We start from the raw sequence: 22,993 nt of genomic DNA, 5'->3' as shown, positions 1-22,993 counted from the left end.
GTCGGGGAATTCACGGTTAATGTTTTACGTTCTCGTTATGCCACTGACCTATTCAAGCTCCAGCACATCATAGATCAGCCATTTGCCTTCGGTTTTCTTGAGCCAGTAGAGGGAGGTCGAATGGATGATTTCACCGCCGGCATCATCGGTTTCTTCAGCGTAGACGACGGCGTCTTCCCCTTGGAAGAAGACCGTTCGGAGCTCAACTGATTTAAGGTTGAAATTCACCTCATCGAAGATGCCTTCCGCAATGCTGGTTCGGAACATCTCGTGGAAGGCCGATTCCGGATGAATAACCGACATGAGCAGCGGACCATTCTCATCATTGAAGCCCTTGGACTGGGTGTCAATGGTCGCCACGATGGCTTTTTGTTCCGCTTCCGGCACTTCCGGATGAGCTTCCAGCAGTTCATCTCCGACTAGATATTCCGTCTCGTAATGGCTCAGATCATAGATTTTCCATGCTCCCGACGCGTCCTTCTTCAAGAGATTCTCGTAATGGAGCGTAGCATCCCAAGCAAAAGGCCCGCTGGTGCGGTCGAGGGTCACACTGGTGTAGGCATGGATCGACGTTCCGGCTACCGTTACTTCCCATACGTCAGCGGATACATGCAGATCGTTCTTGAATTGGTTCTGATAATGTTCTTGGATTTCTGCAAAAACAGGGGATTTTGGATGGAAGGCGCTCATGACAGCATCCAGTTTCTTGGCATTACCAGCTTCTTCAATCGTATGATAAAGCTTCTTCACCTCGTCGGTGGCTTTGTCGATTGCACCCTCCCGGTCGATCTTGATGGTACGTGACTTGGAGTCCCACTTCAAGGGCAGTCCGGTGGCTTCCGCTACGAAACGAAGGGGAACCAGCGTGTTGCCGCCTTGCGTGAATGGGGCGATCTGAAGCGTGGTTTTTGCGCCATTGACATAAGCGGTCTTCTGCCCGATGGTCATCTGCAGCTTCTGATCGAGGTATGTACCCGTTATCTGTTTATTTCCGCTGTTCCAATTGACTGTATAATCCAGGGCCTGAAACAAAGGGCGGAATTGCACGAAGGTAACTCCATTTTTCATAATAGGGGCTGCCTGAAATTTGATTTCCTGGTTATCGAGGTAGACTCGGATATTCCCTTGAATCTTTGCCGGAGCGGCTTGCGTCGCGCTGGCGAACAGGAACAGAAAAGCGAATGCCAGTAGGCTTATTTTTTTCTTCAATTGGCTGTCATCTCCTTCAACGAATGATAGAATAGAGGGGTAATTGTGGTAATCGTACATGATAAAACCAATGCTAGCAATAGATTTCTTCGTGAGTAATAAGGGGTAGAGCAACGTGGCGGCGGCTTGCCGGTTCGAATTGAAAAAAGGCGGTAAGCACGAAGCCCTTATGGGTAATACATAATAAGGATCAGACCGGGTCACCGGAACATTCATTAGACAAAGGAGTGGATCACATGACAGCAGGACAGGAACTGATATTTTACATAGGAACCTACGGTTCGGAGGAAGAGAATCGCATTCATTGGGGGGCGATGGACCGGGGTACAGGCGAGCTTCGTCTCTTAGGCGGTACGGCTGGTATTGAAAACCCTACCTATCTGGATTTCGATGATTCCATCTCCGTACTGTATGCAGCCAGTGAGAAGGGCGAAAGCGATGTGTCGGCTTATTCAGCCAATCTGGTAACCGGTGAATTAACGCTGCTGAATGTTCAGTCTACCGGCTCATCCGGTGCGTGTCATGTATCCCGGACATCGGACGGGAAGTATCTGCTTACGACAGGGTACAGCGATGGACAAATCTCGGTGCTGGCATTAGAAGAAGACGGTCAGATCGGAGAGCTGGTCTCCAAGATCAAGCACAGCGGACGCGGTCTTCGCGATGACCGTCAATCGGAAGCGCATCCGCATTCGATATTTGAAGACCCCGTCAACAAGTATATCGTGGTCAGTGACCTGGGCATGGATGATGTGAACCTGTATCGGCTGGAGGAAGGCAAGCTGGTTACCCAACGCGAGATCAGTCTTCCGCCAGGCTCGGGCCCAAGGCATGTGTCCTTTCATCCATCAGGCAAGTGGGTGTATGGCGCGAACGAGCTGAACAGCACGGTAACGGCATACGCAAACGACGGGACATTTGGGGATTTGAAAATATTGCAGCATATATCGACGCTGCCAGAGGATGTAGTGTTGGATAACAACACATCGGCCCACCTGCTGGTATCTCCTTGCGGCCGTTATCTGTACGCCTCCAACCGGGGCCATGACAGCATCGTTCAATATGTGATCGACCAGGAGACCGGTACGCTCCGCGCAGTTAACTGGGTGTCTTCCGGCGGTAAAACGCCGCGCCACTTCAATATACTGCCAGAGGGCTTTCTGCTGACGGCGAATCAGGACAATGGTTTGATCGCAAGTTATCGGATCGATCCGGACACGGGTAACCTGGTCTCTACGGGTTATACACTAGAAGTTACGCGCCCGGTATGTATCTGTCCTGTAGAGAAGGCAAAGGCGAATAAACGTTAACTTATATAAAGAAGAAGCAGCCCGAACCCGGAAATGGGACGTGAGCTGCTTCTTTTTTTGGTGTTCTTCGCCCGTAGCAATGCACAAACCTCCGCAAAGAGAGGAAACAGGCTAAGCAAGGTCATAGGAAATCATAGGAATTCATGGGTTTAAAGATTCATTCGATGAATAATTAATGCGCAAAGATATGATTGCCGATCTGCAGCACTTGCGGTCTGGACCAGATCCATTTGCTGGTCGCTGTTTTGGGATTGAAATAATAAAGGGATTCATAAGTCGGATCCCAGCCGCGAACGGCATCCAATGCGGCCAGATAGGCGGTCCGGTTCGGGGGGAGCCAGTATTGTCCATCGTCTACGGCTGTAAAGGCCCCTTTTTGAAAGACGACGCCCCGAATATCATTCGGAAATTCGCTGGATTGAATGCGGTTCATGACAACAGCCCCGACGGCAACTTGTCCTTTGTAAGGCTCACCGCGGGCTTCACTGTAAATGACTCTGGCCATAACATCCATTTCGGATTGATTTAACGTATATTTTTTCAGCTGTCTCCAGGTTTGCGCGCCGGTAACTCCATCGGCTGGCACACCGTATTCTTTTTGGAAACGGGTAACAGCTGTTTTCGTGTTTGCGCCATATTTGCCATCCAGCGGCTGCGTGTAGAAGTCCAGCGTTTTCAGGCGATATTGAAGTTCCCAGACATCCCCGTTTTCACTGCCCGGCTTTAACAGCGGAGCTGCCTCCGTCGTTTGGGCGAATGCAGGCATGAACAGAAGAATACTTAGGAAAAGAGCAGAAATTATTTTCCTGGTTGGCTTTCTTATGGTGATCATCTCCTTTGGGGTTGAATTATAAGGATGGAAGCGAGTTCATACAACCCTCAGTAAATGGAAAACCGTGCAGTGACTGCGTTCGCGGGCCAAAAATGGTTCTATGGACCGGGGGGTCCCATACTTGTAATTATTTGAAAAAAAGGTTTGACAGCAGAGGATGGACTTATTACAATAGCAACATAACATACTAAACGGGTAGGAATTATAATATTTCGTTCTCACCGTATCGACGGAGGAACGCTCAAGGATCAAGAGCAGGCACGGTAGCAAACCGGCTTGACTCTGTTCTGATGAGCCTTCCTCCGTCTTTTTTTTTGCCATACGGCCTGTTTAGTAGAGAAACCAGGGGGAGTGATCCATATGAAAAAGGTGTTGAAGCAAGGGGTTCTCATCGGATTGACCATGATGTTGACGGCGGCGCTTACGGCTTGCGGTGCAGAGAAAACAGAGACAGTCGCAACCGCCAATGGAGAAGCGCCTGCTTCGGGTTCAAGCAAGCCGAGCGTGGAACTTCTCAATGTTTCTTACGATCCGACCCGCGAGTTATATGACCAGTACAATAAAGCATTCGCGGCGCATTGGGAGAAAGAACAAGGCCAGAAGGTAACATTTAAGCAATCGCACGGGGGTTCAGGCAAGCAAAGCCGTTCGGTAATCGACGGTTTGGAGGCGGACGTGGTGACACTGGCCCTCGGATACGATATCGATGCAATCCGTCAGGCCGGATTGATCAATGAGGGCTGGGAGAGCAAGTTCGAGCATAACAGTGCGCCTTACACCTCGACGATCGTTTTTCTCGTCCGCAAAGGCAACCCGAAAGGCATTAAGGATTGGCCGGATCTGATCAAGGAGGGGGTAGAGGTTATCACACCGAACCCGCAGACCTCCGGCGGCGCACGATGGAACTACCTGGCGGCATGGGGCTATGCACTCAAGGTTAACCATAACGATGAAGCGAAGGCACAGGAATTCGTGAAAGAGCTGTTCACCCACGTGCCGGTGCTGGACAGCGGCGCACGTGGTGCAACAACCACTTTTGTAGAACGCGGAATCGGGGATGTGCTGCTGGCTTGGGAGAATGAAGCGTATCTCTCGATTAACGAACTGGGACCGGACAAATTCGAAATCGTGAACCCGTCGGTCAGCATTTTGGCGGAACCGCCGGTTGCCGTCGTGGATAAGAACGTCGACAAGCGAGGGACCCGCGAGGTAGCGGAAGCGTACCTGCAATATCTATACAGTGAAGAGGGACAGACGATTGCGGCGGAGAATTACTACCGTCCGACGCTTGCCAGCGTGGCTGACAAGTACAAGGAGAAATTCCCGGCCATCGAATTGTTTACGCTCAAGGATGTGTTTGGAACATGGGAAGAGACGCAAACGAAGCATTTCAATGACGGCGGCATCTTTAATCAGATTTACGTGCCAGGAAGCTGATCGGCATAACCGCCGAAGGCAGGAAAGGATGAGTGGACATGGCTGTACTCCGCGTACAGAAGCAAGGCAGAAATCATCGCAGGGTGCTCCCTGGTTTTGGAATCGGCATGGGACTGACCGTCCTTTACATGAGTTTGGTTGTGCTCGTCCCGCTGTCCGCGCTGCTGCTCAATCAAACCGGACTAACGTGGGAGAAGTTTTGGTTGGTTGCAACCGATCCGAGGGTGCTGGCCTCCTACCGGGTTAGTCTGACGACAGCGGCGCTGGCCGCATTCGCGGATACGATATTGGGACTGCTGCTGGCTTGGGTGCTGGTGCGGTATGATTTCCCCGGTAAAAAATTGTGGGATGCGCTGATCGATTTGCCATTCGCCCTGCCAACGGCCGTGGCGGGGGTGGCTCTAACCGCGATCTATTCCGCTAATGGCTGGATCGGATCGCTGCTGGAGCCGCTAGGGATCAAGGCGGCATTCTCTCCCTTAGGCATTACGCTGGCTCTTATGTTCATCGGCATACCGTTTGTTGTGCGGACGGTCCAGCCGGTGCTGGAGGACGCGGAGCGGGATACGGAAGAGGCGGCTGCCACGCTGGGGGCAGGCCGATGGCGAACGTTTAGCACCATCATTCTGCCAACCCTGATTCCGCCGCTGTTGACCGGATTTGCGCTCGCTTTTGCCCGGGGGATCGGAGAATACGGCTCCGTGGTTTTCATATCGGGGAATATGCCGATGAAGACGGAGATTGCGCCGCTGCTGATCATGACAAAGCTGGAGCAATTTGATTATGCCGGCGCGACGGCGGTTGCCTTAATATTGCTGCTCATCTCTTTTGCACTGCTGCTCGGCATCAATATTTTACAACATTGGACGCGGAAAACCGCGCGTTAAGGAGGGGATACCATGGCTGGAACTGTACCCGCTGCCGTTCCCGCAGCGAAACGAAATTCGCCGTCCTCTCCGGCTGCAGCGGAGAAGCCGTGGGTGAAATGGACATTCATAAGTTTGGCTGGGCTTGTGCTGTTGTGGCTTATTGTGCTGCCTCTCATTACGGTGATGTCCGAAGCGCTTAAGAAGGGATGGGAAGTCTATATAGCAGCCTTATCCGATCCAGATGCCCTATCCGCGCTTCAGCTGACTTTACTGGTAGCGGCCATTGCGGTACCGCTGAATTCGATGTTCGGCGTCATCGCGGCATGGACCATAACGAAGTTCCGTTTTAAAGGGAAAAATCTGTTGATTACGCTGCTGGATCTGCCGTTTGCGGTATCGCCGGTGATCGGCGGGTTAATCTTCGTGTTGATCTTCGGTCGGCAGGGCTGGTTCGGCCCTTGGCTTGAAAGCCATGATATCAAGATTATTTTTGCCGTCCCCGGCATTGTTCTGGCTACATTGTTTGTCACGTTTCCCTTTGTGGCAAAGGAACTGATTCCGCTGATGGAAGACCAAGGGACGAAGGAAGAGGAAGCGGCCGTAACGCTGGGCGCCAAGGGCTGGCAAATATTCTGGAGGGTTACCCTGCCCAATATCAAGTGGGGGCTATTGTACGGCATCATTCTGTGCAACGCCAGAGCCATGGGCGAGTTTGGGGCCGTGTCCGTTGTATCCGGTCATATCCGCGGTGAGACGAATACGCTGCCCCTTCACGTCGAAATTTTGTACAACGAGTATCAGTTTTCGGCATCGTTTGCGGTGGCCTCATTATTGTTGTTATTAGCGGTCGTAACCCTGCTGCTGAAAAATTGGTTTACGCGAAAAAATGACCATTGACAGTCGTTTCCAACCCATGCTAATGTTAATTCATACTATGTAGGTTGGAAAAGAATGAATAATGAACGCGTGCAGGTAGGTTGCCACTTCGACTTGTGGGATGAGTAAATAGATTGAGGCTTTGCCCGGTGAGGAGGCGTATCCATGGCTAAACCTTTAAAAGTGGATGAAATGTGGCTCGAACGCATAGCAAGCCTGCTGAACGACATGGAATTCGGTTCGCTGCAAATTGTAGTGCATGAGGGTCAGATCGTTCAGATGGAACGAACGGAGCGCAAGCGTTTCGAGAATACGGCCTCCGGAGCGGTCAAGACGTCCCGGGCATCCGGCCAACAACGAAGAACGAGCGCAAGATGATCCCGCGAGGTTGTCGAGTATTGAGATAAGAACTTCCATCGATGCCATGAAGTGCACCTTATCCAGTAGACTTTGGAAAAACACCCTGGAGTGTTCCGATGTAGTCTAAGGGAGTGCGCTTCAGCATTTATGCGGGAGTTCTTTTCTTTTTTGTAGGAACACAGGAATGCGGTATGGAAGAGGGTGATATCGGATAATATGTGCCTGCCCCATAGGATTGCGAAAATAAAAAAACAGCCCGGCCGATGAATTTCGGCACGGGTTGTTTTTCGTAATACTCATGTCGCTGTTGTCTTATCTGGACCGCAGAGGACTGCTGCTAATCTCCGGTTCACTAAAATTTGCCGTTTCACTAAGAGGGTCGTGATCTCCCGCAGGATGAAGAAATTGTTCCATTAGCTCAGGGTGTCCGGCATAGGGCCGCTCACGCCGCTGGCGAGTGGCCGTAACCCGGAAACCCGCCAGATACAGCAAGCACTGGGTAGCCAAAACGTAAGGTGAGGCCTCGTTCCAGATCAGATTAAATAGGGCTGAAGCTACAATCAGCAGATGCAGCACGGTATAGATAATGCCATGCGTTCTTCTTCTGGAGTCCATCAACAATCGGTAGAAAGAAATCGTGGCAATCATGTTGGAGAGCCATAGACACCATACCTCGGGGTTTGTCCAGGCAGAGGATTGCCGTAGTTCTTGAACGAGAATCGTCGTCCATAGGATTGCAGCACCTAGTGAAAGGGCAGGTATTGCAGGTTTCAAGAGGAGCCATAATCCCATACCCCAACCTGGTTTCTCGAGCCGTCCAACCAGCTCGTCGCGCTCCTTCATAAGCCTGTTGATCTCGCGGTCCAGCAGCTTGTGAAGAGTTGTCAATCTGGATTCATCACGATCGCTTAGAAAGGTATCAATCTGTTCGTGGAGCTCCCGAGTCAACAGGTCAGCGGATTTGCATTCCTGCAGAAGCCGGATAAGCAGATCCTCGGGGACGGCCGTTCGGGTCGGTCGATTGATAAGGGTCCCCAGAGGCCCGGCCAGTCTGGTGTAAATCGTCAAGGACTGACGAATGCGGGCGAGTGAATCCTTGCGTGCACCCAATAGCCGGGATGCACTGTATATGTACAGGCCCGTAAATACCGCAGTGGCAAGAAGCACAGCCACAAGCGTGTCGAGTGAGCCAAAGATATCATTCATCCATTCCGTAAGGGACAAGCGGATCCCTCCTTCAATATTCTACCTTTCACTATTGCACAACAAGGGAGGGATTTCAAGCTGATTCGGTAACAGGCAGCTATGGAGAGCATAGGGGGTTGCGTATAACGTTACGTCATATCCTATAGTCACCTTAGGAGGGGATTGAAGTGAAACGAAAAAAAAGATGGGTAATCTTGGGTAGTATTCTCATTGCGATACTAGCTATACTGACGGTAATCGGCTTCCTATTTAGAGATGACGGGTCGTTAAGCGGTTTTGTTACAGAGGATGGGCAGAAGGAATATGCGGCAGCTTATGGTGAGGCGATGAGTCACTTACCAGAACCGGTTGAATCGATTAAGGTTCATACCGATTTTGGCATGGTACAGCTCTACAAGTTCCAGGGGGGCGATACACCGCATAAAACACCCCTGCTGCTGCTTCCCGGTAAAGGATCTGCTACACCGATGTGGAAGGCCAATCTAAGCGGCTTTCTAGAACACAGGCCTGTATACACCCTTGATTTGATAGGAGAGCCGGGTTTAAGCACAGAAACCAGACGGATTGAAACCGCTGCGGACCAAGCAGCATGGTTAGCGCAAGTGCTGGATCAGCTGCCGGAATCAGAGATCCACTTATTAGGGCTATCGTTCGGCGGGTGGAGTGCGGCGAATGTTGCGCTCAAGCATCATGAGAAGATTCACTCGCTCATACTGTTGGACCCTGTCTATGTGTTTGGCCCCATTCCATTGAAAATGATACTGGTGTCCATTCCGGCGTCTGTACCCATGGTGCCCAAACCGATCCGGGAGAAAATGCTCAGCTATATATCCGGCGGGGCTGAAGTTGATGACAGCGACCCGGCCGCCAAATTAATCGAAACCGGTATGCGGACATTCAAGAGCAAGCTGCCTATGCCGGAAGCCATCAAGCCGGAACGATTAGCTGAGCTGACGATGCCGGTGCTCGGTATTTTAGCTGGACAATCGACGATGCACCATGCTGATAAGTCGTATCAAACGGGGAAGGATTCCCTGAAAGACCCTAATAGCGAGATGGTCGTATTTGAAGATGCCTCGCACGCAATTAACGGGGAATACCCTGAAGAGTTACTGGAAACAATAGAAGCTTTTTTAGCGAAAATCGAGTAAGGGACGGGAAGGGATGGGTTCATGGGAAAAAAATATTCCGTAAAAGAAATCAGTCAATTGTCGGGAATAACTCCGCGAACCATTCAGTATTACGATAATGAAGGGATTCTTAGGGCGGAGCGAGATGAGCTGGGGCATAGAGTATATTATGATAAACAGCTGTATGTACTTGAACAGATTATGTTCTATAGAGCCATCGGTTTCTCTTTAAAAAAGATCAAAGAACAATTGATCGTGGGCACCGAGGAGCAGGATATCGAGAACATTCTAGATTACCAGGCATCAGTCCTCTATTCACAGAAAGAGAGTATCCAAGCCAAGCTTGACGGATTGCATGTCGCTAAGGAAATGATGAAAGAAGGTTACACCGTACCCTGGGAGCTGTTAGCCCATCTCATGCGTTCATTGAATGAGGTCGATATGTCGGCTTGGAAAGAATACGAATTTTCGGAGGAAGACTCGCGACTATTTCGAACAGTATTTAACTCTGAGCAGGCGGCATTGGATTTTTACAACACGTTCAGAAAAATATCGTTGCAAGCTGCAGCTTATAAGGCCTCAAACGTTCCCATCGAGTCCCGTTTAGCCAGAACCTTAGCCGAAGAATGGCAACGGATGGTTCAACGTGTGACACATGGCGACGAACGGATTCATGCTGCCTTCTTAGCAGTCGATCGAAATCGGGATCGATGGAACGCTGGAGAGCGTCAGCTTGTAATGGAAGCAGAACAATATTTGCAGGACGTCTTGAAGCACTACACTGATCTTGAATGAGCTGCAAGCTGCGCGGGTGCTGCTTCCTATGCAGGAAGCTTAATCGCATTCTTTTGTTTATATGATTCTATGTTTACATGCCTGATCGGTTTTTCTATCGGTAAACAATGTTTCCTCAAGGGAACATAAGGGGCCGAGCCGCATATAGTATATGAATAAGACATCGAAGAGAAGGAGGGGCCGGGGGATGGAAGTGCAGGTGAAAAAAGCGCCGCTTCAACGCGCGAAATTGACGGTCGGTTATGTACTGCTTCTCATGTTGGCGGTTTGAAAGCAATCAGGCTTTTTACCCGATGGAGAGGAGAAGTTCTTTCATCTAAAAATATAAAGATGGCGCCAGAGGAAAACACCCTCTTGAAACGCCATCTTTTTTATTCCTATTATGAAATAATCGCGATGTTATCGATCGGAGTCATGCAATGCTTTCCAGTATCTATAGTCGTGAATGGCGAACCCGGAGAACGAAGGGTGCTTCTCAGCTTTGATACATAACTTGGATAATTGTTCCTCCATATAGGACGTGCCTTCCTCAAAAAAGGTAATGTAAGCTCCCTCATTACTCGATTTGGTCTCTACGGCAATCAGGGCTTCCTTGCCGAGCTCATCGGCTTCCTTAAGCTCGGCAGCAGCGACTTTATAAATGGTATCTGCCTGATCACGATAGGCCATAATGACGACCTGGTCGAACTGCTGGATCATCCACCGGCTGATTGACATCGACTGGTCCGGCAGCTGGTAGCCGTGCAGCCAGAATGTCATGTCGGAACCGATAGGCAGATTCAGCTTCCGCGCTTCATCAACCAGATAACGGACGCTCGCCTGCCATTGCTTTACCACGGTGGCCTGGTTTGTTTTCCACTCGGGCAGCACATGCGGCTCGATATCGACATGAATGCCGGTGAAGCGCTCATTCGGTGCAGCGGAAGCCTGATATTCAGCGGTCCATTGAATGAAAGTCTCCAATCGGTGACGCTCCGTTTCAAGCGCCCAGTTAGGCGCGCCGCCAAGGACATGAACCGCGATCCCCTGTTTGCCTGCTTGGCGGATAAAGCTGCGGTAATATTCGGGCCGAACATCGCGGTTCATCTGCAGATAGAGCACATTGACTCCTTGATTGGCGGCAAAATCAAGAATGTCGTCAGCCGAATCTTGAATCTGCGGCGTATCCCAGAACCAGGTTGCCTTCTGGCGGGGTTCGGCCGTAGCGGCATCAGGCTGAAGGGACAAGCTGCTTAGCAGCAGCAGACTGCCTGCGAGACAGAGGGCCAGCCAGCGGACGTATTTTTTTTTCATAATATGGATAATCTCCTTTACAATACGATTAGCTCATAGGAAAACGACAAATTCCAACAAACACACAACATTAGTATTGCGATTTAAGTCATTATTCAAGATATATATATTCGTAAATATGCACTTATGTACTCTATCGGCGAAAGTGATATTGTGATACATAGGTCTAAAGATCTATTATTTTGAGAAAAAATGAACGAGTGGAGTTTGAAGAGGTCTGCATGGGGATAAGTAAATAGGAGGTGTGACAGCCCGGAACGGCTATAGACGGCACCAGGTGTTTATAATACTACTTAAGATTCAAGAAGAGCCATTCATCACCAGGGGTGATGTAGTATAATTTCTAAGCGAAGGAGCGATGAACATGAAGGTAGCATTAATTGGAGCAAGCGGAACGATCGGAAGACGAATTACGGAGGAAGCGCTGCGACGGGGGCACGAAGTTACTGCGATTTTGCGTAATCCGGATCGATTGGATGCAGAGCATGAGCGATTAAAGAAAGTCAAATCGGATGTAATGGATCCTTCATCATTAGAAGAGGCGATTCAAGGGCATGATGCTGTCATTAGCGCTTTCGGCCCGAAGTTCGGCCGGGAAGAGGAACTCGTTGCAGCCGCACGCACGATTATGGAGGGAACGAGACGTGGCGGCGTAACCCGCCTGTTGATCGTTGGCGGCGCAGGCAGCCTGATCGCCGATAGCGGCGTACCACTTATGGAAACCCCGGAATTTCCGGAAGAGATCAGACCGCTTGCCCGTGCGCACGCGGATGCTTACGATCTTTATAAGGAAAGCGATCTGGAATGGACGTATGTCAGTCCGGCGGCGATCATTGAGCCGGGGAAACGTACCGGACAGTTCCGGATCGGCATGGATCGCCTGGTGACGGACGAGAGCGGAAGCAGCCGAATCTCGGTTGAAGATTTCGCGGTAGCGGTGATCGATGAGCTGGATGATCCGCAGTTTATTCAGTCCCGTTTTACCGTTGCTTATTAATAGACAGGCATCCTGAGTCGCCAACGCGTTTGCGTAGGATATATCGAAGCAAAGGGGAGAGCTTGGATGTATGTTGTGACGTCTGGACAGATGAGGGCACTCGACAACCATACGATTCATCAAATCGGCATTCCGGCCATAGCTCTGATGGAAAATGCAGGTAAGGCGATTGCCGAGGAAGTCCTGAAGCTGTGCCTAGAGCGTGATAGAGTGAGCCGTTCTCATTACGGAGCCGCTGCTGGGACAGCAGGAAAGGCTCGGTCCTTCATGTATGAGGACGGGCGGGGTGAACAGCGGCTATCCTTACCGGAGCAATCGGCAGCGGCGGAGGCTCTTATCGCCTGAGATGACCTGGCTCTGGAGATGAGCCGTCCGTCGCCTGTCATCGACGGAGATGCTCGATTGCCCACCGCGCTTGCGGCGCAGGAGCACTGGCTCATTCTGGTGGGCAAGGGCAATAACGGCGGCGACGGGGCGGTCGCCGCCCGGCACTTGCGTGACGCTGGCATAAGCGTCACGCTGCTCTACGCCGCCTCGCCGTCCGCGTTAGCCGGCGAGGCGGCGGTGCAGCGGGATGCCGCGGCAGCGCTTGGCATCCCGGCTCTGGTCCACGGCCGTGATGCCGTGGACTACGGCGCGTACACCGGCATCGTGGACGCGCTGCTCGGCACGGGCGCGGCGGGCGCGCCCCGCGGCGCGTACGCCGCACTGATCCAGGCCGCCAATGACAGCGGCCTGCCGATTGTGTCCGCGGATATTCCGAGCGGACTGGACGCCGATACCGGCGCGCGGCACGAGCCGTGCATCTCGGCCGCGGTGACGGTATGCCTCGCATTCCTGAAGCGAGGCCTGGTGCAGTACCCCGGCGCCGAGGCGGCCGGCCGGGTGGTGGTCCGCGCCATCGGCATCCCGGCATTGCTGTGCCAGGAGCACGGCGTCAGCACGCATCTGCTCACCCCGCATGTCCTTCGGACCGAGCTGGGTGTGGACGTGGCCTGCTACCGCTCGCCGGATGGACATAAGGGCACCTACGGTCACGTGCTGACCGTAGGGGGCAGCCGCACGATGAGCGGTGCAGGCCTGCTCGCTTCCCGGGCAGCACTTCGTGCGGGCTGCGGCCTGGTGACCTGGGCGCTCCCTGCAAGCCTGGTGCTGCCGCTGAGCGGAGCCGCGCCCGAGGTGATGCTCGCTCCCGCCACAGACGAAGAGAGCGGAGGCTACTGGGATGAAGCCTCCGCGAAGCAGGTGCTGGAGCTCGCCAAAACCCGCGATGTGCTGGCCGTAGGTCCGGGACTTGGCCGTTTTGAAGGAGATGCCAGATGGCTTCGCCGTTTGTGGGAAGAATGGGAAGGACCGCTGGTCGTGGATGCCGATGCGCTGAATATACTGTCCGCGGCCGGTGATTTCGGAACCTGGAAGCCGCGCGGTGCAGAAACCGTGCTGACCCCGCATCCGGGGGAGATGTCCCGGCTGCTGGGCATCCCGACCGCCGAGCTGCAGCGGGACCGGATCGGTGCCGCCGCATCGTTCGCGACCGGGCACGGGGTTACCCTCGTGCTCAAGGGGGCACATACCGTCGTGGCTTCGCCGGACGGGCAAGCCTACATCAACACAACCGGCACCTCCGGCATGGCGACCGGAGGCACCGGGGACGTGCTGACCGGCATCATTGCCAGCCTGCTGGCGCAAGGATATGCCGGTCCGTCTGCAGCCGCGCTTGGCGTGTGGCTGCACGGTCGTGCCGGCGAGCGGGCCGCGCGGCACCGGGGACATCCCGCCTCTGTTATCGCCGGGGATGTCATCGAAGCACTTTGACGCGAAGAGAAAGGCCCTCATCGAAGGGCCTTTTTTTCATGGATGAAAGCTATAGTCGCAGCTTGAATCAGATCACCCAGCACAACGGGGGAACGACCAAGGCAAAGAACGGGGTGGCCAGAGAATTGCTGGAGAACTTATGCTTCCCCCACAAGAAGATGAGCAGTGTTACAGCTCCCGCTGCTGCGCGCAGCCAGAGCTGCTCCGGATTTCCGCCTGTGAATAGGGCGAAGAACAGAAAACCGACCGCTCCGTACACAGCGGCTTGTTTAGCCTTATGCAGGGAAGGCAAGAACGAGAGTATGGCATCTGCCGCAAGGGATGCAGTCAGCGCGTAACCGTATACCCAGTGCTCTTGCGGCAGATAAAGGCCTAACCATTCCGAAGCTCGATCAGCGGCGGGAGGCCACACCCAATCGAGCAGGCTCAGCAGCAGCACAACGATGCCGGCGCTGGCCAGCTTGTTTAATGCATAAAATCCCATGTCCATCCGGCCGGACCGTTTAGGAATTCCCGTGTTCATGGTACACACCCTCTGCTTGTTATTCATAGCTTCTCGAACGTTTAAAGCACCGTTGTTAACTGGTTACCATCTGTCCCCCGTTGACGTGAATAGCCTGACCCGTGACAAAAGAGGAACAGATGGACGACGCCAAGTAAACATAGGCAGGTGCCAGCTCATAGGGTTGTGCCGCCCGCTTCATCGGTGAATCCGTTCCGAACACGGCGACCTCATCGGCTGGGAAGCTGGATGGGATGAGCGGCGTCCAGACCGAGCCGGGAGCGACGGAATTGACGCGGATGCCTTGATCGACGAGCGAAAGGGCAAGGGATCGGGTAAGGGAAACGATGGCGCCTTTAGTAGAAGAATAGTCGATGAGCTCCTTAAATCCTTGATAGGCGGTAATGGAGGCCGTGTTGATGATCGACGACCCGGATTTCATGTGGGGCAGCGCAGCTTGGATCATGAAGAAAAAGGGAAAGATGTTCGTTTGATAGGTATGATGCAGCTGTTCCTCCGTGATGTCCAAGATGCTGCGCTGAACATACTGGACGGCATGGTTGTTTACGAGCACATCCAGCTTGCCGAAGTGGGCTATCGTCTCGTTTACTACGGCTTCGCAGTTCTTTTTATACCGCAGGTCGATCTTCATTAAGAGGCAGCGTCTGCCGAGCGACTCAATCCGCTGCTTCGTCACTTCCGCATCCGAAGTTTCATATAAGTATGGGATGACCAGATCGGCACCTTCCTTGGCAAAAGCAATGGCCGCCGCTTTGCCGATGCCGCTGTCCCCTCCGGTTACAATGGCGATTTTGCCATCCAGTTTACCGCTGCCCTGGTAGGCGGGATCCTCGCTGATCGGACGCGGTATCATGAGGCTTTCAAGACCGGGCTGGCAGTTTTGATGCTGGGGAGGGAACGCGATGGGCTGTTCCTTGCATTCGGTTTTGGAGCCTACGTATGGAATGGGCTGCTGGGGATTCATTTCCTTCCTCCTTTGATATACAGAGTGTTTTCGTTGAACGCCGATGCTTTATCTCTATGCATTCGCCCAGTCGAGGGTGCCGTTTATAAACAGAATAGGAGAAAGGTCGTGCGCAAACGCGCGAAATACCGATTTTTTTACGATTTCTTTCGGGCTACTCAGTAAAAAATCTTCCCCAACTCCGCTGGAGGAGCGAAGTGTAATGGTTGGCAAATCGCCATGATTCAATTGCCGGAGCTGCTGCATTGACAAAAGCGCGGACACATTGATACGATGATACTAATTCTGACAAGTTTGCTCTGATTTATATGGGTTGACGTTCGAGATGACCTTACATAGCGATCTTATGAATGGATGAGATGGCGACACTATAAGATAAGCCGAGGTGAATGATTATGGCGAAAGCTGTTATTATTAACGGGAGTCCTACAGCCGGATCCCGGTTGAATGCGGTTATGGAGTATGCGGAGCAGGCATTGACTGATGCGAATTTCGAGGTTAGCCGGATCGACGTGGCCGCCCTGCCGCCTGAGGATTTGATTCATACCAAGTTTGAGAGTGAGCATATTGTCAAAGCGAACGGGCTTGTGGCCGAGGCCGATGCCGTGATTGTGGCAAGTCCGGTTTATAAAGCTTCGTTTACCGGTGTTCTGAAGACCTTTTTAGACCTGATTCCGCAAAAAGGCTTGGCTGGCAAAATCGTGCTTCCGATGTTTATCGGCGGCAGTCTCGCACATCTACTGGCGATTGATTATTCGCTCAAGCCCGTGCTTTCTTCGATCGGGGCCCGTCATATTCTTGGCGGCGTGTACGCGGTGGACGCCCAGGTGGCACGTACCGAGGATGGCGGATTTGATGTAGCGGACGTGCTTCAGGAACGCTTGACCTCCGCGATGGAGGAATTAATTGAAGAAACCCGTTACCGGACAGAACGCGCATAAGGATGGCATGAGTGGACGGCAGGGATATAATAGCGATAGAGATCATATGGAGGGATACCATTTGCAAAAGCTAGTGTTTTTTGTCGGCGTGGCCGGTACAGGCAAGACAACCGTAGCCAAGAAGCTTGCAGTCCGTATACCGGCTGCATTTCTCGACCGTGATACGGTGGGGGGACGCTTTGTTGAGAAGTTCCTGGAAAGTAACGGATTGGATCCGAATGACCGCGACTCTTCCTTTTATAAAGAGAACCTGCGCGATCTGGAATATGATACGACCAAGGATATTTGCATCGAGAACCTGGGTGCCGGACAAAATGTTTTTATGATTTCTCCGTTTACCGCCGAGCTCAAGAACCGCGAATGGATTGAAGAAGTCATAGCATCGGCAGGGTTAACGAAAAGCGATGTTGACGTGAAGGTCATCGTGGTTGCGCTTAAAGATATGGATTTGCAGAAGGAGCGCATCATTGACAGACAGACCGAGCGGGATCAGTGGAAGCTGGATCATTGGGACGACTTCAAGAAGCGCGTCGATTTCGTGCCGGAAGTGAACTGGGACATTCCGCAGACGTCCATTAAGGTGTTTGATAACAGCGGCGATTTGACGGAAGAGAAGGTTGAGGAGCTCTATCAGTTTATCGTAAGCGAGTAGCATATCAGAATAACACCATTCGATATCGTATAATAAAAATGCGTCATACCAGGTGCCGGCGAGCCCTGTGATGGCGCATTTTTATTGAGTATCGACGAGGCATCAACATCTCGAGACAAAGCCCTCCTGTTATGGCGTGAAAAAGGATGTTCGTATTCACCCTTCAGGGAAATGTCCCATGTTTATACTCGGAAATATCGAGTGATGGTCCTGAATTGGAACCATCGCTGGAATGATATATAGTAGAGTAGTAATTATAGGTTTCACAATCGAGGAGGGAAAGCGCTTGGATAACGCTGCTATGCTTGCCTATCTACGAAGCGTTGTGTTAATGAGGGATCGCATCCCTTCATTTCATGAATATCCTTTTAATTTGCCGGCCGTTGCGGCTTTGGACGGTCTTCATTTTCATCCCAAGGTTACTTATATCGTAGGCGAGAACGGCATGGGCAAATCCACGCTGCTGGAGGCGATTGCCACAGCCCTTGGGTTTAATCCGGAAGGAGGAACGATGAACTTCTCGTTCTCAACCGAGGAGACGCATTCCAAGCTTCATGAATACATACGAACCGTTCGAGGCGTACGCAAACCGCGGGATGGTTTTTTCTTTCGGGCGGAGAGCTATTATAACGTCGCCAGCGAGGTAGATGCATTGGAACGGGAGCGACCGGGACTTTATGATTCCTACGGCGGCAAATCGCTTCACCAGCAGTCGCATGGAGAATCGTTTTTTGCTACCTTTTTGCACCGATTCTGGGGGAATGGCTTGTATATTATGGACGAGCCGGAAGCGGCGTTGTCGCCATTTCGCCAAATGGCGCTGCTCCGACGCATCCATGACCTGGTCCAGGAAGACTCGCAGTTTATTATTTCCACGCATTCGCCAATTGTTATGGCTTATCCCGATTCCATCATCTACAAGCTGACTTCCGAAGGGGTGGAAGAGTCGAGCTTGGAGGAAACGGATCATTATATGATTACAAAGGAATTCGTGAATCGCCGGGAAGCGATGCTGCATGAATTGTTTGCAGACGATGAGGAATAAACGGGAAAGATAAGGACTCGTAAGATCGCATAGATCTTGCGAGTCCTTTTTATATAGGAGCCTGTTATCGTACCGAGCGTTTCGAGTCAGGGGAATGATTAGGAGTTTTCCATCCGTAGATATTTCTGATGTTAAGAATTATGGATATTCGAAATTCTGAAATAAACTTAGAACAATTTAAGTAATTAGTCAGTTACACCTCGATAAATGGGATAAAATAGAATTATAATCATGAAAATGGTGTTTACAAGTTAGAATCATTGAACTAAAATAAGAAGCGAGGTGAAAAACTCTGGAGAACGGAAGAGAAGCAAGCGTCGAGAGACTCATGGACATGTATCGTGAGTTATCGGATAAAATGACGAGCCATCGGGTCGTATCTTTTTTGAGTCACTTGAGAAAGAACGATTTAACGATGAATCAGTATAAGATCTTAAGTTTGATAGAGCAGCAGGGTCCGCTGCTTCCGAATCGGTTGGCTGAGCATATGGAGCTTAAGGCTGCAACGATCACGTATTTAGTGGACGCTCTGGGACAGCGGGGGTTGGTGGTTCGAACGCCAAATCCCAGTGATGGACGCAGCCACTATGTCAATCTTACGGCAGAAGGCCGGCAGCTTGTGCTCGATGCCCGCAGCGAAGGAGATTATGCCGTCATGGAATCCTTCAAGCAGCTGGATGAGGACGAGGCGGATAACCTGTATATTTTACTGCGATTGCTTGGCAAGAAATTATTTCCATAACCAAAGACCAAACTCTTTGAATCCCGCCTCCAGCTCTGTTAACCAGATCCGGGCGGGGTTACTTTGTTTAGGAGGCTTCATGTGAATACACAAGATAAATCTTCATTTTGGCTTATAATGAGCGCTATCTTTTTCGGTAATTTTCTGGCGGTGCTCAGCATTACGACCATCAACGTGGCTTTTCCCGTTGTCATGGAGCAGTTCGATGCCACGCTGAGCACAACTCAATGGCTGATGGCCGGTTATTTGCTGGCAACGGGCATTGTGGCTCCCATCGTAGGTTACATGGGGGACCAGCTCAGTTATAAGAGGCTGTTTGTCCTGGCCTTGTTGGGCTTTACGCTCTCGTCGCTATTATGCGTTGTAGCCTGGAACATCGAGACTTTGATTGCTTTCCGGATAACGCAAGGCGTGTTCGGCGGGATGATTATCCCGATTACGATGACCATCATCTACCAGGTATTCCCACGGGAGCGGCAAGCCTACGCCATGGGACTATGGAGCCTGGCCTCTATGCTGGCACCGGTGATCGGGCCGACACTTGGCGGATGGCTGGTGCAATATTTTGGATGGAAATCGATTTTCATCCTAAATATTCCAATCGGTCTGATCTCGATGGTCATCGTAAGCAAATTCATCCCTTTTTATCGACTGACCGGGAAGAAGAGGTTCGATTTCCTCGGATTCTTGACGGTGGTGGCGGGCAGTTCTCTTTTGCTGCTCTCCTTCAGCCACGGCAACGACTGGGGCTGGGGATCATGGAAGACCCTGTCCCTGCTCATCTCCGGAATTTTACTGCTGCTGTTCTTCATTAAGTGGGAGCTGCGGATTTCATCCCCGTTATTGCAGCTTAAAGTATTCAAATTCCCCCGATTTCGGTACAGCTTGATCCTGAACTGCATCGTGACGATATCGCTGTATACGGGAACCTTGCTGGTGCCGCTCTATTTACAGACCGTGCTGAAGCTGTCTCCGATGGATACCGGACTTATCATGCTGCCGGGCGCGGTTGTCATGGCCGCTGCGTCGCCGATTATCGGCAAATTTTACGATCGGATCGGTCCATTCCGGCTGGTGATCACGGGAGTTCTCATCATTGTGGCCGCCACGCTCGCTTTCAGCGGAATCGGCATCCATACCTCGGTTCTGTACATTTCCTTGCTGCAGCTGGTTCGCTGCCTCGGCATTGCTTTATGCAATATGCCGTTAACGAACGCAGCGATGAGCGCGGTGTCCAGCGAATATTCAGGCCACGCATCGTCCATCACGAACTGGGCGCGCCAAGGGCTCGCTTCGTTATCGATCGGCATATTCAGCGCACTGGTGGTATCCAGAACGTCCTACTACATGGGTGCGGGGGCTTCGACCCAGCGTGCGGCGACAACGATGGGCATTGATGACGTGTTTATGATCGGAACGATGGTGGCTGTTATTGCCATACCTCTTACATTTTTGTTACGGGTCAAAAAGAAAAAAACGGCTCACCCTGTCGCGCTCTGACCGGGCGTTCATCGGCCAAGTGGAGAAGATAATCCTGCGGGCCGTTGAAGCCTGGCGTAAGATAGGGAAACTCGAAAGGTATCAAGCGATTGAATGGGGTATGTTGAGCTGCATCGTTGGCGTCAAGGATAACCTCAAGCATGGGCTAATAGGACGTTAACGGGTAAGAGGGCAGCTGAAGGGCTGCTCTCTTTTTTTGCATTACACCCGTCAATGGATTGCACGAATTATGACAACGCTGTTCTTTTATTGAAATCGCGGTCTGTGGTAGGGTGAAGTATACGAATTACGAATGTGCAGGTGGTAGGAGGAGCTTATGGAATTTATACGGAAGCTGTGGATTTTCGGTTATCAGCAGGCGTTGTCCTGCATATTTCCGGTTATGATCTTCGGTGCGCTGGGACTGACCAAGGTGGTTGAGATTCCCGGCTTGGCGCGGTATGATCTCATCCTTCTCATATGTGTGCTGGCGCAAATCGGGATGCTGGTGAGCAAACTGGAGACATGGGATGAGCTGAAGGTCATCTGCGTCTTTCACGTCATCGGTTTGATGCTGGAGCTGTACAAAGTGCACATGGGCTCGTGGTCTTACCCGGAGGAAGGCTGGAGCAAAATCGGCGGCGTCCCGCTGTACAGCGGCTTTATGTACGCCAGTGTGGCCAGTTATATATGCCAGGCATGGCGCCGAATGCATTTGCGTATAACGGGCTGGCCGCTGCCCGTGCTGACCGTGCTGATCAGCGCAGCGATCTATGCCAACTTCTTTACCCATCACTATGTGTGGGATGCACGCTGGCTTCTCACGGCATTGTTATTCGTGGTGTTCGGCAGAACCATGGTGTATTTTGACGTGGACGGAAAGACGCTGCGGATGCCGCTGGTGCTGTCGTTTCTGCTGATTGGCTTTTTTATCTGGATCGCTGAGAACATTTCTACGTTTCTTGGGGCCTGGACTTATCCGGGTCAGGAGCGCACATGGAGCCTTGTGCATATCGGCAAAATCAGCTCGTGGTTTCTGCTGGTCGTGATCAGTGTCATCATTGTAGCTCAGCTGAAGCATCTGAAGCAGGGCAGAGGACCGTCCCAAGGCAATCCGAAGGGAACGGTTATGTGAGCCCAGTTTAGCGGATTTGACCATTTATGCCTAATCATATATCCTATGGTTAATTAGATGATGGAAAGCTAACGTTGCGACTCGAGCTTAAGGCAGAGACTTTGTATGAACATAGATGTTTGGCAGATGAACCGCGCGAAGCAGAAGGGAGGAGGATTCACATGAAAAAAAGATCATTGGCGTCTTTGGCAAAAGGCATGGGATACTCCACCGCTGTTTTCTTTGATCCGTCCGATGATGGGAGAAGTGTGTCCAAAATCGGATATTCGGGCGATCAAGGATCCTTCCATTCGGTGACCGAATGAGGATGCAGTGGAATTAAACACCACAGGTCGCTTGCTTGTGGTTGCATAGATCGGCATGTACACCACAGGTGCGCTGTGGTGTTTTTTTGTGTTTCTAATGATTCAAACAGAGGAGAGGGATACGTATGTTCATGCAAGGGAAACAGATTTATGTGAAGTCGGTAGAGGAATCGGATGTGGACGCACTTCTGAAGCTCGAGAAGGATAACCGGGATTTTTTCCAGCGGTTCACGGGCTTAAGGGAAGAGAGCTTCTATACCCATCAGGGACAGCTTGAGCGGATCCGAAAGGCCATGGAAGCCAGCAAGGCAGATCAAGGGTATGTCTATGTGATTGGGCTGCGGGACACCGGAGTGATCATCGGGGAGATTATGCTTACCGAAGTGGTGCGGGGGGATCTGCAGAGCTGCTGGATCGGTTATTTTTTGGACCAAGACCATAACGGAAAGGGGTATATGACCGAAGCGGTTCAATTGGTCGTGAGGTTTGCCTTTCAGGAATTGAAGTTTCACCGGATTGATGCGGGCGTGATGCCGCACAACCTGGCCTCGATCCAAGTGCTTTTGAAAGCCGGATTCCATAAAGAAGGGATTGCCCGAAAAAACGTGAAAATCAACGGAACGTGGGAGGACCATCAGACGCTGGCTATTTTGAATGAAGCCGATGAGCAGCAGCCGTCTTCAATTCAGCGGTACAATCCACCTGTTATTGCCCCGCCGATCGGGCCTTATACCCATATAACCAAGGTTCCGAGAGGGAGCGAGCTGCTGGTCTTCTCCGGTCAGGTGGGAACCGACAGCGAGGGGAACCTGCCGGACGATATGAAGCAGCAGGTGGAGAACACCTTGGGGAACATTGAGAGGTTGTTGGCTGCGGAAGCGATGTCGGCGGATCATATCGTCAAAATCAACATTTGGGCGGCTCAGGAGGTCGACTGGGATCATTTCCATCAGGTATGGGAGAAATTCCACGGGGGGAAGGCCCCGGCCATGACGATGGCTTACGTGCCGGCATTGGCGATGCCGTCCATTCAGGTAGAGATCGAGGTATGGGCAGCGAAGGGATAGTATTGTTATAC

The 22,993-nt window shown here is 51.7% G+C and carries 22 protein-coding genes and 1 pseudogene; 17 read left to right on the top strand and 6 right to left on the bottom strand.

Annotated elements, in window-relative coordinates:
• Nucleotides 1–48 precede the first annotated feature (48 nt).
• Nucleotides 49–1,209 (bottom strand): copper amine oxidase N-terminal domain-containing protein, encoded by a 1,161-nt coding sequence (locus AK95_RS22585; protein ID WP_071222153.1) that lies wholly within the window; start codon nucleotides 1,207–1,209, stop codon nucleotides 49–51.
• A 236-nt stretch (nucleotides 1,210–1,445) separates the two neighbouring features.
• Between AK95_RS22585 and AK95_RS22580 the strand changes: the two genes are divergently transcribed.
• Complete coding sequence (locus tag AK95_RS22580) at nucleotides 1,446–2,519, top strand: lactonase family protein (RefSeq protein WP_071222151.1); 1,074 nt, start codon at nucleotides 1,446–1,448, stop codon at nucleotides 2,517–2,519.
• Between the two features lie 172 nt (nucleotides 2,520–2,691).
• Here AK95_RS22580 and sleB read toward each other — a convergent pair whose 3' ends face one another.
• Nucleotides 2,692–3,351 carry a spore cortex-lytic enzyme gene (gene sleB / locus AK95_RS22575; protein WP_071222149.1) on the bottom strand — a complete coding sequence of 220 codons (660 nt, stop codon included), beginning with the start codon at nucleotides 3,349–3,351 and terminating at the stop codon, nucleotides 2,692–2,694.
• A gap of 360 nt (nucleotides 3,352–3,711) precedes the next feature.
• On the opposite strand from sleB, the gene AK95_RS22570 reads away from it, so the two are divergent.
• From AK95_RS22570 to AK95_RS22555, 4 genes are all read left to right on the top strand, one after another.
• The gene (locus AK95_RS22570) at nucleotides 3,712–4,788 is read left to right on the top strand and encodes a sulfate ABC transporter substrate-binding protein (RefSeq protein ID WP_071222147.1); all 1,077 of its coding nucleotides are present in this window, start codon (nucleotides 3,712–3,714) and stop codon (nucleotides 4,786–4,788) included.
• 38 nt (nucleotides 4,789–4,826) lie between these two features.
• A complete protein-coding gene (cysT, locus tag AK95_RS22565) occupies nucleotides 4,827–5,675 on the top strand; it encodes a sulfate ABC transporter permease subunit CysT (RefSeq protein WP_071222146.1) in 849 nt (282 codons plus the stop codon).
• Between the two features lie 12 nt (nucleotides 5,676–5,687).
• Nucleotides 5,688–6,554: a sulfate ABC transporter permease subunit CysW gene (cysW, locus tag AK95_RS22560; protein WP_071222144.1), complete on the top strand. Its 867-nt coding sequence runs from the start codon at nucleotides 5,688–5,690 to the stop codon at nucleotides 6,552–6,554.
• 144 nt (nucleotides 6,555–6,698) lie between these two features.
• Nucleotides 6,699–6,911 carry a YezD family protein gene (locus AK95_RS22555; RefSeq protein ID WP_071222142.1) on the top strand — a complete coding sequence of 71 codons (213 nt, stop codon included), beginning with the start codon at nucleotides 6,699–6,701 and terminating at the stop codon, nucleotides 6,909–6,911.
• Nucleotides 6,912–7,205: 294 nt separating this feature from the next.
• Here the strand turns inward: AK95_RS22555 and AK95_RS22550 are convergent, their stop codons facing one another.
• Nucleotides 7,206–8,117, bottom strand: a complete 912-nt coding sequence (locus AK95_RS22550; protein WP_071222141.1) for a hypothetical protein — start codon at nucleotides 8,115–8,117, stop codon at nucleotides 7,206–7,208.
• A 149-nt stretch (nucleotides 8,118–8,266) separates the two neighbouring features.
• Here AK95_RS22550 and AK95_RS22545 point away from each other — a divergent pair, with 149 nt between their 5' ends.
• Nucleotides 8,267–9,250: an alpha/beta fold hydrolase gene (locus AK95_RS22545; RefSeq protein WP_071222140.1), complete on the top strand. Its 984-nt coding sequence runs from the start codon at nucleotides 8,267–8,269 to the stop codon at nucleotides 9,248–9,250.
• Between the two features lie 21 nt (nucleotides 9,251–9,271).
• Nucleotides 9,272–10,024 carry a MerR family transcriptional regulator gene (locus tag AK95_RS22540; RefSeq protein ID WP_071222138.1) on the top strand — a complete coding sequence of 251 codons (753 nt, stop codon included), beginning with the start codon at nucleotides 9,272–9,274 and terminating at the stop codon, nucleotides 10,022–10,024.
• A gap of 399 nt (nucleotides 10,025–10,423) precedes the next feature.
• On the opposite strand, the gene AK95_RS22535 is transcribed toward AK95_RS22540, so the two are convergent.
• Complete coding sequence (locus AK95_RS22535) at nucleotides 10,424–11,317, bottom strand: hypothetical protein (RefSeq protein WP_071222136.1); 894 nt, start codon at nucleotides 11,315–11,317, stop codon at nucleotides 10,424–10,426.
• Between the two features lie 364 nt (nucleotides 11,318–11,681).
• On the opposite strand from AK95_RS22535, the gene AK95_RS22530 reads away from it, so the two are divergent.
• Together AK95_RS22530 and AK95_RS22525 are read left to right on the top strand one after the other, a co-directional pair.
• Nucleotides 11,682–12,314 (top strand): NAD(P)-dependent oxidoreductase, encoded by a 633-nt coding sequence (locus AK95_RS22530; RefSeq protein WP_071222135.1) that lies wholly within the window; start codon nucleotides 11,682–11,684, stop codon nucleotides 12,312–12,314.
• Between the two features lie 66 nt (nucleotides 12,315–12,380).
• Nucleotides 12,381–14,129 (top strand): annotated as a pseudogene (locus tag AK95_RS22525) (NAD(P)H-hydrate dehydratase).
• Between the two features lie 67 nt (nucleotides 14,130–14,196).
• Here AK95_RS22525 and AK95_RS22520 read toward each other — a convergent pair.
• Both AK95_RS22520 and AK95_RS22515 read right to left on the bottom strand, forming a co-directional pair.
• Nucleotides 14,197–14,652: a hypothetical protein gene (locus AK95_RS22520; RefSeq protein WP_071222133.1), complete on the bottom strand. Its 456-nt coding sequence runs from the start codon at nucleotides 14,650–14,652 to the stop codon at nucleotides 14,197–14,199.
• Between the two features lie 55 nt (nucleotides 14,653–14,707).
• Complete coding sequence (locus AK95_RS22515; RefSeq protein ID WP_071222131.1) at nucleotides 14,708–15,616, bottom strand: SDR family oxidoreductase; 909 nt, start codon at nucleotides 15,614–15,616, stop codon at nucleotides 14,708–14,710.
• 395 nt (nucleotides 15,617–16,011) lie between these two features.
• Here AK95_RS22515 and ssuE point away from each other — a divergent pair, with 395 nt between their 5' ends.
• The 8 genes from ssuE to AK95_RS22480 all read left to right on the top strand — a co-directional run bounded on the left by ssuE (nucleotide 16,012) and on the right by AK95_RS22480 (nucleotide 22,982).
• Nucleotides 16,012–16,557, top strand: coding sequence for an NADPH-dependent FMN reductase (gene ssuE, locus AK95_RS22510; RefSeq protein ID WP_071222129.1), 546 nt, complete (start codon nucleotides 16,012–16,014; stop codon nucleotides 16,555–16,557).
• Nucleotides 16,558–16,618: 61 nt separating this feature from the next.
• Entirely contained in the window at nucleotides 16,619–17,209 is a 591-nt protein-coding gene (locus tag AK95_RS22505; RefSeq protein ID WP_071222319.1) for a P-loop nucleotide/nucleoside kinase family protein, read from the top strand.
• 286 nt (nucleotides 17,210–17,495) lie between these two features.
• Nucleotides 17,496–18,254: an AAA family ATPase gene (locus tag AK95_RS22500; RefSeq protein WP_201259422.1), complete on the top strand. Its 759-nt coding sequence runs from the start codon at nucleotides 17,496–17,498 to the stop codon at nucleotides 18,252–18,254.
• A 334-nt stretch (nucleotides 18,255–18,588) separates the two neighbouring features.
• The gene (locus AK95_RS22495; protein WP_235613203.1) at nucleotides 18,589–18,996 is read left to right on the top strand and encodes a MarR family winged helix-turn-helix transcriptional regulator; all 408 of its coding nucleotides are present in this window, start codon (nucleotides 18,589–18,591) and stop codon (nucleotides 18,994–18,996) included.
• Nucleotides 18,997–19,077: 81 nt separating this feature from the next.
• Nucleotides 19,078–20,496, top strand: a complete 1,419-nt coding sequence (locus AK95_RS22490; protein WP_071222127.1) for an MDR family MFS transporter — start codon at nucleotides 19,078–19,080, stop codon at nucleotides 20,494–20,496.
• 316 nt (nucleotides 20,497–20,812) lie between these two features.
• The gene (locus AK95_RS22485; RefSeq protein ID WP_071222126.1) at nucleotides 20,813–21,610 is read left to right on the top strand and encodes a DUF817 domain-containing protein; all 798 of its coding nucleotides are present in this window, start codon (nucleotides 20,813–20,815) and stop codon (nucleotides 21,608–21,610) included.
• Nucleotides 21,611–21,771: 161 nt separating this feature from the next.
• Entirely contained in the window at nucleotides 21,772–21,915 is a 144-nt protein-coding gene (locus tag AK95_RS34290) for a hypothetical protein (RefSeq protein ID WP_162487623.1), read from the top strand.
• Nucleotides 21,916–22,040: 125 nt separating this feature from the next.
• On the top strand, nucleotides 22,041–22,982 hold the full coding sequence (locus tag AK95_RS22480; RefSeq protein ID WP_071222124.1) for a GNAT family N-acetyltransferase: 942 nt from the start codon (nucleotides 22,041–22,043) through the stop codon (nucleotides 22,980–22,982).
• Nucleotides 22,983–22,993: the final 11 nt, after the last annotated feature.

This window comes from Paenibacillus sp. LC231, assembly GCF_001860525.1.
In the GTDB taxonomy this organism is placed as follows: domain Bacteria; phylum Bacillota; class Bacilli; order Paenibacillales; family Paenibacillaceae; genus Paenibacillus_AQ.
The sequence above is the reverse complement of the archived record's forward strand: the minus strand, read 5'-3'. Positions and strand labels throughout refer to the sequence as shown.